A 13,939-nucleotide genomic window follows, 5' to 3' on the forward strand; every position below is an offset into this window, starting at 1 on the left:
AATGGGTCAGCAACGGGCCAGGCATAGTGAAACCCCTGCTTGACGTCCTTTCGACTCCCCGTTTACCTTCCCTGAGGGGTGGCGAGAATCATTCGTCGTGGGAGAGGGGCTCACGATGTCAGTTTCCGAGACCGAGCGCGTCGGCCTGACCGACGACGAGTTGCTGCTGCTGGCCGAGCTGGCCAAGGGCGTGACCGTCGACCGTGTCGGGCGGAGCCTTGATGTCAGCGGCCGGACGGTCCGCCGTCGGCTGCGCGGCATCTGCGACCGCATCGGCGTCGCCACCGCCATCGAGGCCGTCGCATGGGCGGCCCGACGGCGTTTGATTTAGTCGGCGATCCGAACGGCTCCCGCGAACGGCCTGTTGCCGATCGCCGCGACCCGCACGACATCACCTGTGCGGGGAGCGTGCACCATGTAGCCCCCTCCGATGTAGAGGCCGACGTGGTGCAGGTCGTTGTAGAAGAACACCAGGTCTCCCGGGCGCATGTCCTCGCGTGAGACGTGCGTGCCCGACGTCCACTGGCTGCCGGTGTAGTGGGGGATGCTGATGCCGACCGTGGCGTACGCCGCCATGATGAGGCCGGAGCAGTCGAACGAGTTGGGTCCTTCGGCGCCCCAGACGTAGGGCTTGAGCTGCTGCTTGAGCGCCCATCTGACCGCCTGGGCGGCCTTGCCGTCGCCGACGACGGGCAGGCTGAGCCGCTTCGCCACCGACACCTGGCCGGCGACCTGCGAGTAGAGCTCGCTCTCTGTCTTCTTGATCAGTCCACGGATCTCGCCCTCGCGCTTGTCGAGGCTCTTGATGAGCTTGCCCACTTCGTCCTGGCGGGCCTTGGCGCTGGCCCGCGCCCGCTGCGCCGCTTCCCGGGCCTTGGTGAGCTGGACGACCTCCTCGCCGCTCTGCAACTGCAGCGCGTAGGTGGTCGAGGCGATGTCCATGTAGGCGTCGGGATCGGGCGCGTTCATTAACGCGATCCCGCTGGCGCCGCCGGTCATGTAGGCGTTGGTGGCGAACACCATGGCGCGCTTGCGGCGGGACTCCAGATCGGCCTCGCTGGTGTCGAGGGTCTTCTTGGCCGCCGCGGCCGAGCGCTTGGCCTCGTCGAGCCGGATCTTCTCACCGTTGTACTGCTCGGTGAGCGACTCGATCTCCTCGTGCAGCTTCTCGACCTCGGCGGTGAGCTCTTTCAGCGTCGGCTCGGGGTCGGCGGTGGCGGACACCACCGGGGCGCCGATCGAGATGAGGGCCAGCGCCGAGCCCACGAACACGACCCTGCGGACGGTTCGGAAAATCAACCATGCTCCTTCCAGAGGGCCTGCCGGGTCAGCTGACGGGTTCGGGCGGAAGCAGCCCTACGTGTGGGGGATTCACCCGCCGGTTCGCCGCCTCGGGCGGAGGACTCGGCCGCCTGGACATTAGTGCACGTCATGTTCGTGCTCAACCGGAACTGCGATTTCTGTCTAGGTTCGACAACCGAACAATCACGGACAGATCACGCATGAGGCCACTGTAACCCAGGTGACCACGGGGGTTTCGGTCGCCACCTGTGATCAGGGGCTTCGTCGATTTGTGCTGGGCCGTTAAGGTGCTCGCCATGGTCAAGGTCCGCCGGGCGCGCACCCCGGACGTGCGGGCGATCCGCCGGTTCGTCGACTCCTACTCCGGATCGGGTCCCCGGCTGCTGAAGAAGAGCACCGTCACCCTCTATGAGGACGTCCAGGAGTTCTGGGTGGCCGAGGTCGACGGCGCGGTCGTGGGGTGCGGCGCGCTCCACGTGCTGTGGGAGGACCTGGCGGAGATCCGCACGGTCGCGGTCGACCCGGCCGCACGGGGGATGGGCGTCGGTCACGAGATCGTCGCGGCCCTCATCGCGACGGCGCGCGAGCTCGGTGTGCGCCGCGTCTTCTGCCTGACCTTCGAGGTCGCGTTCTTCGAACGCCACGGCTTCCGCGAGATCAACGGCACCCCCGTCTCTCCCGAGGTGTACGCCGAACTGCTCGCCTCCTATGACGAAGGTGTCGCGGAATTCCTCGATCTTGAACATGTGAAGCCCAATACTTTGGGCAATACACGCATGATCCTGCACTTGGAACCGCGTGCTTGACGGAGGCCATAACGGGCCGGGGAGGTGACTGTAGATCCGGCTATCGATACTTTTGGCTAAGTCAAGCGTGCGTGTCTCACGTGTACCGCATGCGTACTCGAAGTGAGGTGACACGGTGAGCGCCCAGCCGCCATACCGCCCGGACGACCGTGACGGGCAGCAAGGCCAGGACAAACCCGCGCAGGACTATGACCCCGACATGACGATCGTGAGCCGTAACCCCACCGGGGGCACCGGCCAGCAGCCTGTCTACGGCCAGCAGCAGGGCTACGACCCCTACGCGGCTCAGCAAGGTCAGCAGCAGGGCCAGCACTATGGCCAGCAGCAGGGCCACCAGGGTCAGTACGGCCAGCAGGGTTACGGCCAGCAGCAGCCCCAGCAGGGCTACGGTCAGCAGCAGCAACACCCCCAGCAGCCCCAGCCCGGCTACGGCCAGCAGCAGGGCTACGGTCAGCAGCCCGGTTACGGGCAGCAGCAGGGCTACGGTCAGCAGCAGCAGCCGGGTTATGGCCAGCAGCAGGGATATGGTCAGCAGCAGCCCGGCTACGGCCAGCAGCAGGGCTACGGTCAGCAGCCCGGTTACGGGCAGCAGCCGGGCTATGGCCAGCAGCAGCCCGGTTATGGGCAGCAGCAGGGCTACGGCCAGCAGCAGACGTCGCCCCAGGGCTACGGGCAGCAGCCGCAGACCCCCGGCTACCAGCAGCAGCCCGGCTACCCCGGCCAGCCCCAGGGCACCTACGGCCAGCAGCAGTACTCCGCCCCCGCCTACAACCCCGGTTACCCGGCCCACGCCCTTCCCCCGGGCGCGCCGGCTCCGCTCGCGGAGTGGTGGCAGCGGCTCGTGGCCCGCATCGTCGACGGCATCATCCTCGGCATCGCGTTCCTCATCCCGTCGATCGCCATCACCGCGCTGGTCGTGACCGAGCCGTCGATCAACCTCGACGAGCTCACGGTGTCGGAGGGCAGCGGGCTCGTCCTGGCGACCATCCTCATCGCGCTCGTGAGCGCCACGATCTGGTTCGCGTACGAGTTCTTCATGCTGAAGTCGCGCGGGCAGACCCTCGGAAAGATCGTCATGGGAATCCGCGTCATTCCGGTGGGCGGCAACCTCGCGACGCCGGGACTTTCCGTCGAGACCGCCGGAAAGCGGGCGGGGGTCCTGTATGGCCCGCAGTTCATCCGCGCGTTGGCTGTTGTTCCCGTGGTGGGCACCATCCTCAGCCTCGTCGCCGGAGTCTTCATGCTCATCAACGTTCTGTGGCTGCTGTGGGACAAGCCGCTCCAGCAGGCGTTGCACGACAAGGCCGCCAATACGATCGTCGTCAAGGTCAAGTAGTGACATAGAGCATCCGGAAAACGGTGCCAGGGGCCGATGGATCGCACCATCGGCCCCGTTTCATGTACACAGCGTGTTCGGCTCGTTCTATCCGAAATAACTCCCTAAAGCGGTATGCGCCAGGTGCTAGCGTTCCTTGGGACCATGAACACACATGTCCCCACTTAGAAGTGACGAGAGGTAACCAATGCACCCGGAACCGCCCCCCGGCCAGAACCCATATGGTTCCGTCCCGCCGCCGCAGCAAGGTGGTTACCCGCCGCCTCAGGGTTACCCGCCCCAGGGTGGTTACCCGCCTCCGCAGCAGGGCGGCGGTTACCCCCCGCAGGGCGGTTACCCGCCCCAGGGTGGATATGACGCTCCCCAGGGTTATGGCGCCGCTCCCGCTTATGGCACGCCGAAGGGTGCACCTCTTCCTCCCGGAGTTCCCGCGCCTCTCGCCGAGTGGTGGCAGCGTTTGGTCGCCCGCATCATCGACGGCCTAATCCTGGGCCTCGTGGTCACGCTGCTTATCGGCAGCCTGATCACCGGTGCGTTCACCACGACCGAGACCACCAACGTCGCCGGTTTCGCGGTCGAGATCCCGACGGTTTCGTTCGTCGGCCTTCTGATCCAGGCCGTGATCAGCTTCCTGCTGTACGCCGCGTACGAGTTCTTCCAGATCTCGCGCGACGGTCAGACAATCGGCAAGAAGGTTATGAAGATCCGGGTCGTTAAGCTCGGCCACCCTGCTCAGGGCGGCATCGACACGGAGACCGCCATCAAGCGCATTGGCGTCATGTTCGGCCCCCAGCTCCTCGGGTTCATCCCGCTTCTCGGCTGGGTCGCCAACGTGTTCCTGCTGGTCGACGGCCTGTGGCCGCTGTGGGACAAGCCGCTGCAGCAGGCGATTCACGACAAGGTCGCCGGAACTGTGGTCGTCCGGGCCTGAGGCTTCCGGAAGCGTTCCAAACAGAGGGGCGGTCGCTCGGCGACCGTCCCTCTGTCTTTTCCTCGGTACGATTGATATGCATCGGGTAAGACGCCTGACCACCCCGCGCGACCCACCGGTCCCGGGCTCCGCTATCGTCAGGTACGCCTCCGTGGACCATCTGACACGAAAGCCCCTATTTCGCAGGGGTTCCCGGTGTTTTCCCAGGGAAGGAGTGAGGTCGAATGTCAGAGGTATTGTCCGCCCTCATACCACCTCTCGTAGTCGGCGCCGCGGTCGTCTACGGCGTCGTAAAGTTGCTGCGTTCTGACGCCGCCGGCCTCCGTGGAAGGCGCGAACCGGACGAGAAGTCATCCGACAACACCTGAACCTGAACGCCGCCTGGGAATCGTGAATTGTCAGCGACGGAAACCGGGTATATGTTTGGCTGACGAATCAAACTATGCTCTGCGAAAGGATTGCCGGATGGCCAAGCACACGCAGGTGATTCTCATCGACGATCTCGATGGCGGCGAGGCCAATGAGACTGTCACCTTCGCGCTTGACGGCACGTCATATGAGATTGACCTCAGCGACTCGAACGCCAAGAAGCTCCGCGAAGCGGTCCTGCCTTTCGTCAACGGCGCCCGCCGTGCGGAATCCAGCCCCTCGCGTGGACGCCGTCGTGGTGGCGGTGGCTCGCAGCGCGCGATGACCCGCGAGAAGAGCGCGGAGATCCGCGCCTGGGCGAAGGCGAACAGCCACCCCGTGAGCGAGCGCGGCCGCATTGCCGCCTCGATCGTGGAGGCCTACGAAGCGGCCCACTAAGGGTTGCGAAGCGATCGTGCGGTTATACCGGTCGCCGGATGTCTCGAAGTTGTGGGGATGTCGCGGCAGTCGGGATGATCGCACGATCGTGTTTTGTGACCACATAAACGTCGTTCGCTTGCGGCGTATCGGGAACACCGCACCCTCCAGCAGTAGTTGGATGGAGGGTGAACGCCCTGCGCCCGGGGAACGTCTGCTCCAATTGACTTGACTGTTCTCCGTGCCGAGGCTGGCATGCGGAACGACGGAGCCGGACTCCCGGTCCGCCCGACCGCTCGTGAGGAGTGACGAATGTTCGAGAGGTTCACCGACCGTGCGCGGCGGGTGGTCGTCCTGGCCCAAGAAGAGGCCCGGATGCTCAACCACAACTACATCGGTACGGAGCACATTCTTCTTGGTCTGATCCATGAGGGTGAAGGTGTGGCGGCCAAGGCTCTCGAGAGCCTGGGGATCAGCCTTGAGGGGGTGCGCCAGCAGGTCGAGGAGATCATCGGCCAGGGCCAGTCGGCGCCGTCCGGCCACATCCCCTTCACGCCCCGTGCCAAGAAGGTCCTTGAGCTGTCGTTGCGTGAGGCGTTGCAGCTCGGTCACAACTACATCGGGACCGAGCACATCCTGCTGGGCCTGATCCGTGAGGGCGAGGGTGTCGCCGCTCAGGTCCTGGTGAAGCTGGGCGCCGACCTCAACCGGGTCCGCCAGCAGGTCATCCAGTTGCTGCACGGCTACCAGGGCAAGGAGCCGGCGGCCGCGGGCGGCCCCCAGGAAGCGGCGCCGTCCACTTCTCTTGTGCTCGACCAGTTCGGCCGCAACCTGACGCAGGCCGCTCGCGAGGGCAAGCTCGACCCGGTCATCGGGCGCGAGAAGGAGATCGAGCGGGTCATGCAGGTGCTGTCCCGCCGCACCAAGAACAACCCCGTGCTCGTCGGCGAGCCCGGCGTCGGCAAGACCGCCGTCGTCGAGGGCCTGTCCCAGAAGATCGTCAAGGGCGAGGTGCCCGAGACGCTGAAGGACAAGCAGCTCTACACGCTCGACCTGGGCGCGCTGGTCGCTGGTTCGCGTTACCGCGGTGACTTCGAGGAGCGCCTGAAGAAGGTCCTCAAGGAGATCCGCACCCGCGGCGACATCATCCTGTTCATCGACGAGCTCCACACCCTGGTGGGTGCGGGCGCGGCCGAGGGCGCGATCGACGCCGCCAGCATCCTGAAGCCGATGCTGGCCCGTGGCGAGCTGCAGACCATCGGTGCGACCACGCTGGATGAGTACCGCAAGCACCTGGAGAAGGACGCCGCTCTGGAGCGTCGTTTCCAGCCGATCCAGGTCGCCGAGCCCAGCCTCAGCCACACGATCGAGATCCTCAAGGGTCTGCGTGACCGCTACGAGGCCCACCACCGCGTCTCGATCACCGACGGCGCGCTGGTGGCCGCCGCGACGCTGGCCGACCGCTACATCAGCGACCGGTTCCTGCCCGACAAGGCGATCGACCTGATCGACGAGGCCGGCTCGCGCATGCGCATCCGCCGCATGACCGCCCCGCCGGACCTGCGCGAATACGACGAGAAGATCGCCGTGGTCCGTCGCGACAAGGAATCCGCGATCGACGCGCAGGACTTCGAGAAGGCCGCCGCGCTCCGCGACTCCGAGAAGCAGCTCATGCTCAAGCGTGAGCGCCGCGAGAAGGAGTGGAAGGCCGGCGACATGGACGTCGTGGCCGAGGTCACCGAGGAGCTCATCGCCGAGGTCCTCGCGACCGCGACCGGCATCCCCGTCTTCAAGCTGACCGAGGAGGAGTCCCAGCGCCTGCTGCGCATGGAAGACGAGCTCCACAAGCGCATCATCGGCCAGGACGACGCGATCAAGGGTCTGTCCCGGGCGATCCGGCGTACGCGCGCCGGTCTGAAGGACCCGCGCCGTCCCGGTGGCTCGTTCATCTTCGCCGGCCCGTCCGGTGTCGGTAAGACCGAGCTCTCGAAGGCGCTGGCGGAGTTCCTGTTCGGCGACGAAGACGCGCTGATCATGCTGGACATGTCGGAGTTCATGGAGAAGCACACCGTCTCCCGGCTGTTCGGCTCCCCTCCCGGCTACGTCGGCTACGAAGAGGGCGGTCAGCTGACCGAGAAGGTGCGGCGCAAGCCGTTCTCGGTGGTGCTGTTCGACGAGATCGAGAAGGCCCACCCCGACATCTTCAACAGCCTGCTGCAGATCCTGGAGGACGGCCGGCTGACCGACGCCCAGGGGCGGGTGGTCGACTTCAAGAACACGGTCATCATCATGACCACCAACCTCGGCACCCGGGACATCAGCAAGGGCATCGGGGTCGGGTTCGCCAAGAACAACGACGTCGAGGGCAACTACGACCGGATGAAGGCCAAGGTCCAGGAGGAGCTCAAGCAGCACTTCCGGCCCGAGTTCCTCAACCGTGTCGACGACACCGTGGTCTTCCACCAGCTGACGATGAACGAGATCATCCGCATCGTCGACCTGATGCTGGCCCAGGTGGACGCCCGCCTGAAGGACCGGGACATGGGCCTGGAGCTCACCCCGGCCGCCAAGCAGGTGCTCGCCGACCGCGGCTACGACCCGGTCCTGGGCGCTCGTCCGCTCCGCCGCACCATCCAGCGTGAGCTGGAGGACTCGCTGTCGGAGAAGATCCTCTACGGCGAGCTGCGCCCCGGCCAGCTGGTCAAGGTCGACGTCGAGGGTCAGGGCGAGGCCGCCAAGTTCACCTTCGTCGGCGAGACCAAGTCCGAAGGGGTGCCCGACAGCGCCGCCGCGATCGTCGACGCGATCACCAAGGGCGCGTAGGTCCCACGTCTCACCAGCGGGTCGTCCCTCCGGGGGCGGCCCGCTGTTTTACGTTCACGTCACAACTGGGTGAAGTGACGTGGCAGCGCCACCAAAGGTAGTACTACACTGCGTAGAGCGACACAGGCGCCGAAACGTCCGCCTACAGGCGTACCTGCGAATCAGCTGCGGGGTGGACGCACCGGAGTGCCGTACGACGGCATGCTCTGGAATCCCGGCGTCCCGGGACTCAGGCCCCATGCGATCAGGACAGATGGCGTGGGTGGATTGGGTCGGACCTTTGGAGGCATCGATGCGGCTGCGCCACGACGACGGAACCGTCGTCCATTTGGCCTACAACGCGGGCGTTCACCCGGCGGAGGATCTGGAGAACCTGATCGCCCACCTGACCCGCTACGCCGTGCCGGTCCGGCGCAAGCTCGGCGTCGACCGCCTGGGCATCGGCCTCTGGCTGGCCCCCTCGGTCGCCGACAACCTGATCTCCGACCGCATCGAGCTGGTCCGACTCCGGCGGTCGCTGGAGGAGCGGGGCCTGGAGGTCGTCAGCCTCAACGGCACCGGTGGCCGTCACCAGGAGGTGCCCGGCCCCGACTGGGCCAAGCCCGAGCGCTACCGCTACACGATGTCGCTGGCCAAGATCCTCGCGTTCCTGCTGCCCGACGACGTGCAGTTCGGTTCGATCTCCACCATCCCGATCGGCTGGCGCCGCGACTGGCCCGCCGACCTCCACGCCATCGCGTCCCGGCGGCTGGAGCGTCTGTCGCGCGAGCTGCGCGGGATATACAGCGTGACCGGCAAGCACATCCGGGTCGGTTTCGAGCCGTGGCCCGGCTGTGTGCTCGAGACGACGGAGCAGGCGCTCGAGCGGGTCTGCGGCATCGACTCCGAGCACCTGGGGGTGTGCCTGGACGCGTGCCATTTGACCTGTGGCGGCGCGGAGGAGGCCGGGAAGGCGCTGAGGGGCCTGGCCCAGGCCGGGGCCCCTGTCGTCAAACTGGGGCACGTCCACAACAACATGGACGAAATCCCCAACACGCTGAACGCGCTGCTGTCGGGCGCGGTCCACAAGAGCGCCCATCTCGAGGTCGAGGCCCACGAGTGGTTCGCCCCGAAGACCAAGGGCCCGGCGGCCCTGGTGGCCCGCCTCGCCGACGACCTCGACTGGACCCGGCGGAACCTGACGGCGCTGGGCCTGAAGCTCGCCGCCTGAACCAACGTGCAACCAATGGTTGCGTGATCCGTCACTCTTGCGTAGTCTGATGTGCAACCAAAGGTTGCAGGAGGATTCATGGAGTACGGAACCATCGAGCGCGAGATCTACATCGACGCGCCCCCGGAGATCGTCTTCGAGGTAGTGAGCAGTCCGGGCCACCTCAAGGAATGGTGGCCCGACGACGCCGCCTACGACACGGTCCCCGGCTCGCCCGGGGAGATCGTCTTCGGCGACCGCGACGCCGACGGGACCGTGGTCGGGTTCACCGTCGTCGACGCGCGCCCGCCGGAGAGCTTCTCCTTCCGCTGGACCCACCCGGTCGGCGAGGTCGCCGCGCCGGGCAACTCGCTGCTGGTCACCTTCGACCTCGCCCCGAAGGGCCAGGGCACCCTGCTCCGGATGACCGAGACCGGCTTCCGTGAGATGGGCTGGGAGATCGCCGTCCTGGAGGAGCAGTACCGGGAGCACAACACCGGCTGGGACTTCTACCTGCCGAGGCTCGCGCCGTACGTCGCACGGCTGGAGTCCTCGCGATGAGCGCCGGCGTGACCGCCAGTGGGACCGCCACGGTGGACGACGACCTCTGGTCGGCGATCGGAGACCCGACCCGCCGCCGCATGCTCGACTTACTGCTCACCGACGGCGAGGGCACCGCGACCACCCTCAGCCAGCGGCTCCCGGTCACCCGGCAGGCGGTGGCCAAGCACCTCGGCGTCCTCGACCGGGTCGGCCTCGTCAGGGCGGTGCCGGCGGGCAAGGAGAAGCGCTACCGCGTCGACGACGAGCAACTCGCCCGCGCGGCGGCCCAGCTCGCGTCGGTCGGATCGACGTGGGACGCCCGCCTCCAGCGCATCAAGCGCATCGCCGAGACGATCCACCAGAACCAGCAGGACTGAGAGAGGAGCACCGAGATGGTGGACATCCTGCACCGCGTCGGCGTCAAGAACGCGACACCGCAGGAGGTGTACGACGTCCTGACGACCGTCGACGGCCTGGCCGGCTGGTGGACGGAGGACACGAAGGGCGACGGCGGGGTGGGCGGAGTGGTGGAGTTCCGCTTCCCCGTCGGCGGCTTCGACATGGAGGTCACCGAGCTCAGGCCGTCCGAGAAGGTGGCCTGGAAGGTGGTCGACGGCCCGGAGGAGTGGGTCGGCACGACCGTCGACTGGGACCTCCGCCAGGAGGGCGACTACACGATCGTGCTGTTCAAGCACGGCGGCTGGCGGGAACCGGTGGAGTTCATGCACCACTGCAGCACGAAGTGGGCCACCTTCCTGATGAGCCTCAAGTCACTGGTGGAGACGGGCGAGGGCGAGCCCGCCCCCAGGGACGTGCCGATCAGCGACTGGCACTGAGTCAGCCGGGCAGCGCGTAGAGGTCGTCGTCGACCAGTTCGGCGAGGCCGTCGGCCAGCAGGCCGTCGAGGGCGCGTTCCCGCTGGACGGCGTCGGCCCAGACCGCGTCGAGCAGCGCCTTCTCCACCGGGCCGGGTGCGTCGCGCAGGACGGCCAGGAGGCGGCCCCGGCACTGGCGGTCGGTCCCGGCGTAGGTCTGGCCCTTGCGTTCCGGGCCGTCGTGGGCGGGTTTGCCGGCCAGCAGCCAGGCGCAGCGGCCGGACACCGGGCAGTCGGCGCAGCGGGGGGCGCGGGCCGTGCAGACGAGGGCGCCCAGTTCCATGACCGCCACCGCCCACCGGGGGGCGCCGACCGCCGGGATCAGCGACTCGGCCAGGCGTTTCTCGGGGGTGGTGGTGGCCTTGGGGGGATATTCCTCGCCGTTGATCGTGCGGGCCAGGACGCGGCGCACGTTGGTGTCGAGGACCGCGTGGCTCTTGCCGTAGGCGAAGCTGGCGACGGCCGCCGCCGTGTAGTCGCCGATGCCGGGCAGGCCGCGGAGTTCGTCGTAGGTGGCGGGGACCGTGCCGGCGAAGTCGTCGGTGATCGCCTTGGCGCAGGCGTGCAGTCTCAGCGCCCGCCGGGGGTAGCCGAGGCGGCCCCAGTGGCGGACCGCCTCGCCCGGCGCCTCCTTGGCCAGCGCCTCGGGGGTGGGCCAGCGGGTCATCCACTCCTCCCAGATCGGCAGGACGCGCACCACCGGGGTCTGCTGGAGCATGATCTCGCTGACCAGGATGCCCCACGGGGTCGCCTCGGGGCGGCGCCAGGGGAGGTCGCGGTTGTGCTCGGCATACCAGTCGAGGATGGGGGAGTGAAGCGGATGTGCCACGTTTCCGCACTGTAGTTGACCTCGCTCCCCGGCGAGGCGCGTCCGCCGAGACCTGCGGGTCTATTAATACTGTGAGTATGGATCCGGACACCTTCCGTGGTGAGGTCGTCGAGGGCCCGGACGTCTACTGGCGGCGGCGGGTGCTGGTGCTGACCGGCATGCTCGTCGTGGGGGCCGTGGTCGCGTGGGCCTGCACGAGCGGGCCCGACGCGCCGCTGACCGGCGCCGCTCCCGCCAAGGGCGCCTCCGACGCACTCATCGTCTCGCTGCCCTCGCCACCCGCCCCAACCCCTTCTTCTTCCGGTACGCCCTCGCCTTCGGCCACCCCCTCGCCCTCACCCTCGCCGGTGAAGCGCGAGGGCGACACGTGCAGCCCGAAGAACCTGGTCGTCAGCCTGACGGCGGGCCGGGAGGTCTACACCGGCGCCGACCGGCCGGGATTCATGCTGACCGTGGTGAACACGGCCAAGAACCCGTGCAAGGTCGACGTGGGCCCGCGCGCGCTGGAGATGCGCATCACCTCGGGCCCGGCCCGCATCTGGTCGACCGCCGACTGCGTCGCCGGCTCGGGCGTCGACCGGCAGACCCTGAAGCGCGGCGTTCCCTACGTCCGCTCGATCGAGTGGGACCGCAACCGCTCCGGCGACTCCTGCGCCGCCAGGACGAGCGCGGCCGGCAAGGGCACCTATGTCGCCATCGCGCGCGCGGGCGGTCTGCGCAGCAAGAAGAACGTCTTCCACCTGAGGTGACCGGCGGGCGTCAGCCGGGGTCTGGCCGGTCGGGATGGAAGATCTCCTCGATGGCAAGGCCGAAGACGTCGGCGATGGTGAACGCCAGGGGCAGGCTGGGGTCGTAGCGCTCGGTCTCGATGGCGTTGATGGCCTGCCGGGAGACCTGGCACCGGTCGGCCAGGTCGGCCTGGCTCCACCGGCGGGCGGCCCGCAGTTCGCGCAGTCGGTTCTTCACGGCGGGCCGTCACCGGTGGAAGCGGGTGCGCACGTCCGCCAGCAGCAGCCAGACCGCCAGGCCGCCGAGCAGGATCGGCTGCGCGGCCTGCCGCAGCGTGATGAGGCCCGCGGCGTCGAGCAGCGTGGCCACCTGGAGCCCCACGAGGACCACGGCGAAGGCGACGGCCATGCTCTCCAGCTGGATCCGGCGCAGGTATTCGTCCGCGCGCCGGAAGGCCCGCAGCAGCACCCAGGCGATCGCGAGGGTGAACACGACGGTGGCCGCGATCCACCAGGTCTTCTGCGCGGTGCTCTGGTCTGGGTCGCTGCCCATGGTCAGGGCGACCACGCCGAGGGCGGCCACCGGGATGCCGTCGATGAGGACGGCGCGGCGGGCCGCACGCGTCCTCTGGTCATGCTGAAGCTCTGCCATGGCACGAATGTAAGGTTCGCTTTCCATTGAGTCAAGCGTCCCTTACATTTAGACGTAGCGCTCCAAGATCGACGACTCGGCCAGGCGGGACAGCCCCTCGCGGACGCTGCGGGCCCGGGTCTCGCCCACGCCGCCGACCATCTGGAGGTCGACGATGCTGGCGGCGAGGAGTTTTTGCAGGCCGCCGAAGTGGTCGACCAGCCGGTCGACGATCGACGCCGGGAGGCGGGGCACCCGGGCCAGCAGCCGGAAGCCGCGCGGGCTCACGGGTGATTCGAGGGCCTCGGGGCCGGTGGCGCCGAGGATGCCGGCCACCCGGGACAGGTCGAGCAGGTCGGTCGAGTTGAGGTCGTCGAGCTCGCGGAGCGCGTCGCTGAAGCCGCGCTGCCTGGGGCCGAGGGCGTCGGGCAGGTAGTCGCGGACGATGAACGCGCGGTCTTCCTCGACCCCGGCCAGCAGTTCGTCGAGCTGGAGGGAGACCAGGCGGCCGTCGGTGCCGAGCTCGACGACGTAGCCCTCGATCTCGCGGGCGATGCGGCGGACCATCTCCATGCGCTGCACGGTCGAGGCCATGTCGCGCACCGTCACCAGGTCTTCGATCTCCAGCGCCGAGAGGGTGCCGGCGACCTCGTCGAGGCGCATCTTGTAGCGCTCAAGGGTGGCCAGCGCCTGGTTGGCCTTCGACAGGATCGCGGCCGACTCTTCGAGCACGTGTCTGACACCGTCGAGGTAGACGGCGATGATGCGCATGGATTTGCTGATCGCGACGACCGGATAGCCGGTCTGCCGGGCGACCCGCTGGGCGGTGCGGTGGCGGGTGCCCGACTCGTCGGTCGGCACCCCGGGGTCGGGGACGAGGTGGACGGCCGCCCGCACGATCCGGTGGTCGCCCTCGTCGAGCACGATCGCGCCGTCCATCTTGGCGAGTTCTCGCAGGCCGGTGGCGGTGAACTCGACGTTGAGCTGAAACCCGCCGGTGCACAGCTCCTCGACGGTCGGGTCGTATCCCAGCACGATCAGACCGCCCGTATGGCCCCGGAGGATGCGCTCGAGCCCGTCGCGCAACATGGTTCCCGGGGCGAGCATGGCCAGGACGGCACGCCTTCGTTCGTCGGCCTGTTTGTCGTTTTGCACGTAAG

16 protein-coding genes and 1 riboswitch are annotated in these 13,939 nt (G+C 67.8%); of the genes, 11 read left to right on the forward strand and 5 right to left on the reverse strand.

The genetic code is table 11. From position 1 onward, the window contains the following. The first annotated feature begins 115 nt into the window (after positions 1-115). A complete protein-coding gene (locus AW270_RS05440; RefSeq protein ID WP_030452964.1) occupies positions 116-331 on the forward strand; it encodes a LuxR C-terminal-related transcriptional regulator in 216 nt (71 codons plus the stop codon). On the opposite strand, the gene AW270_RS05445 is transcribed toward AW270_RS05440, so the two are convergent. Next, positions 328-1,299 carry a C40 family peptidase gene (locus AW270_RS05445; RefSeq protein ID WP_245674571.1) on the reverse strand — a complete coding sequence of 324 codons (972 nt, stop codon included), beginning with the start codon at positions 1,297-1,299 and terminating at the stop codon, positions 328-330. The genes AW270_RS05440 and AW270_RS05445 overlap by 4 nt on opposite strands. 2 nt (positions 1,300-1,301) lie before the next feature. Next, positions 1,302-1,420, reverse strand: a riboswitch (cyclic di-AMP (ydaO/yuaA leader). A gap of 178 nt (positions 1,421-1,598) precedes the next feature. Here AW270_RS05445 and AW270_RS05450 point away from each other — a divergent pair. The 9 genes from AW270_RS05450 to AW270_RS05490 all read left to right on the forward strand — a co-directional run bounded on the left by AW270_RS05450 (position 1,599) and on the right by AW270_RS05490 (position 10,552). Then, positions 1,599-2,108 carry an amino-acid N-acetyltransferase gene (locus AW270_RS05450; protein WP_061291491.1) on the forward strand — a complete coding sequence of 170 codons (510 nt, stop codon included), beginning with the start codon at positions 1,599-1,601 and terminating at the stop codon, positions 2,106-2,108. 199 nt (positions 2,109-2,307) lie between these two features. Further along, positions 2,308-3,444: an RDD family protein gene (locus AW270_RS05455; protein ID WP_082801344.1), complete on the forward strand. Its 1,137-nt coding sequence runs from the start codon at positions 2,308-2,310 to the stop codon at positions 3,442-3,444. 187 nt (positions 3,445-3,631) lie between these two features. After that, a complete protein-coding gene (locus AW270_RS41725; protein WP_082801315.1) occupies positions 3,632-4,375 on the forward strand; it encodes an RDD family protein in 744 nt (247 codons plus the stop codon). Between the two features lie 465 nt (positions 4,376-4,840). Beyond that, entirely contained in the window at positions 4,841-5,182 is a 342-nt protein-coding gene (locus AW270_RS05465) for a histone-like nucleoid-structuring protein Lsr2 (protein WP_061291224.1), read from the forward strand. 291 nt (positions 5,183-5,473) lie between these two features. Then, complete coding sequence (locus AW270_RS05470) at positions 5,474-7,984, forward strand: ATP-dependent Clp protease ATP-binding subunit (RefSeq protein ID WP_061291225.1); 2,511 nt, start codon at positions 5,474-5,476, stop codon at positions 7,982-7,984. A 292-nt stretch (positions 7,985-8,276) separates the two neighbouring features. Then, the gene (locus AW270_RS05475; RefSeq protein WP_061291227.1) at positions 8,277-9,194 is read left to right on the forward strand and encodes a TIM barrel protein; all 918 of its coding nucleotides are present in this window, start codon (positions 8,277-8,279) and stop codon (positions 9,192-9,194) included. Positions 9,195-9,272: 78 nt separating this feature from the next. Continuing rightward, positions 9,273-9,734, forward strand: a complete 462-nt coding sequence (locus AW270_RS05480; RefSeq protein WP_061291229.1) for an SRPBCC family protein — start codon at positions 9,273-9,275, stop codon at positions 9,732-9,734. Between the two features lie 8 nt (positions 9,735-9,742). Then, positions 9,743-10,093: an ArsR/SmtB family transcription factor gene (locus AW270_RS05485; RefSeq protein ID WP_061291493.1), complete on the forward strand. Its 351-nt coding sequence runs from the start codon at positions 9,743-9,745 to the stop codon at positions 10,091-10,093. Positions 10,094-10,108: 15 nt separating this feature from the next. Further along, positions 10,109-10,552 (forward strand): SRPBCC family protein, encoded by a 444-nt coding sequence (locus AW270_RS05490; protein WP_061291231.1) that lies wholly within the window; start codon positions 10,109-10,111, stop codon positions 10,550-10,552. A gap of 1 nt (position 10,553) precedes the next feature. Here AW270_RS05490 and AW270_RS05495 read toward each other — a convergent pair whose 3' ends face one another. Next, the gene (locus AW270_RS05495; RefSeq protein ID WP_061291233.1) at positions 10,554-11,420 is read right to left on the reverse strand and encodes an HhH-GPD family protein; all 867 of its coding nucleotides are present in this window, start codon (positions 11,418-11,420) and stop codon (positions 10,554-10,556) included. A gap of 77 nt (positions 11,421-11,497) precedes the next feature. Here AW270_RS05495 and AW270_RS05500 point away from each other — a divergent pair, with 77 nt between their 5' ends. Then, entirely contained in the window at positions 11,498-12,169 is a 672-nt protein-coding gene (locus tag AW270_RS05500; protein WP_061291235.1) for a hypothetical protein, read from the forward strand. Between the two features lie 10 nt (positions 12,170-12,179). On the opposite strand, the gene AW270_RS05505 is transcribed toward AW270_RS05500, so the two are convergent. From AW270_RS05505 to disA, 3 genes are read right to left on the reverse strand one after another with little or no spacing between them, the layout of a single operon-like run. Further along, positions 12,180-12,386 carry a helix-turn-helix transcriptional regulator gene (locus AW270_RS05505; RefSeq protein WP_061291237.1) on the reverse strand — a complete coding sequence of 69 codons (207 nt, stop codon included), beginning with the start codon at positions 12,384-12,386 and terminating at the stop codon, positions 12,180-12,182. Between the two features lie 9 nt (positions 12,387-12,395). Further along, positions 12,396-12,800: a hypothetical protein gene (locus tag AW270_RS05510; RefSeq protein WP_082801316.1), complete on the reverse strand. Its 405-nt coding sequence runs from the start codon at positions 12,798-12,800 to the stop codon at positions 12,396-12,398. A gap of 48 nt (positions 12,801-12,848) precedes the next feature. Beyond that, complete coding sequence (disA, locus tag AW270_RS05515) at positions 12,849-13,934, reverse strand: DNA integrity scanning diadenylate cyclase DisA (protein WP_061291242.1); 1,086 nt, start codon at positions 13,932-13,934, stop codon at positions 12,849-12,851. Positions 13,935-13,939: the final 5 nt, after the last annotated feature.

This window comes from Herbidospora cretacea (genome assembly GCF_001570605.1).
Lineage (GTDB): Bacteria > Actinomycetota > Actinomycetes > Streptosporangiales > Streptosporangiaceae > Herbidospora > Herbidospora cretacea.

Bases quoted from the DNA above. Each gene is read 5' to 3' on its own strand.
- AW270_RS05480 (WP_061291229.1), top strand. From the start codon at position 9,273: ATGGAGTACGGAACCATCGAGCGCGAGATCTACATCGACGCGCCCCCG.
- AW270_RS05500 (WP_061291235.1), top strand. From the start codon at position 11,498: ATGGATCCGGACACCTTCCGTGGTGAGGTCGTCGAGGGCCCGGACGTC.
- AW270_RS05475 (WP_061291227.1), top strand. From the start codon at position 8,277: ATGCGGCTGCGCCACGACGACGGAACCGTCGTCCATTTGGCCTACAAC.
- AW270_RS05465 (WP_061291224.1), top strand. From the start codon at position 4,841: ATGGCCAAGCACACGCAGGTGATTCTCATCGACGATCTCGATGGCGGC.
- AW270_RS05455 (WP_082801344.1), top strand. From the start codon at position 2,308: ATGACGATCGTGAGCCGTAACCCCACCGGGGGCACCGGCCAGCAGCCT.
- AW270_RS05450 (WP_061291491.1), top strand. From the start codon at position 1,599: ATGGTCAAGGTCCGCCGGGCGCGCACCCCGGACGTGCGGGCGATCCGC.
- AW270_RS41725 (WP_082801315.1), top strand. From the start codon at position 3,632: ATGCACCCGGAACCGCCCCCCGGCCAGAACCCATATGGTTCCGTCCCG.
- AW270_RS05490 (WP_061291231.1), top strand. From the start codon at position 10,109: ATGGTGGACATCCTGCACCGCGTCGGCGTCAAGAACGCGACACCGCAG.
- AW270_RS05440 (WP_030452964.1), top strand. From the start codon at position 116: ATGTCAGTTTCCGAGACCGAGCGCGTCGGCCTGACCGACGACGAGTTG.
- AW270_RS05470 (WP_061291225.1), top strand. From the start codon at position 5,474: ATGTTCGAGAGGTTCACCGACCGTGCGCGGCGGGTGGTCGTCCTGGCC.
- AW270_RS05510 (WP_082801316.1), bottom strand. From the start codon at position 12,800: ATGGCAGAGCTTCAGCATGACCAGAGGACGCGTGCGGCCCGCCGCGCC.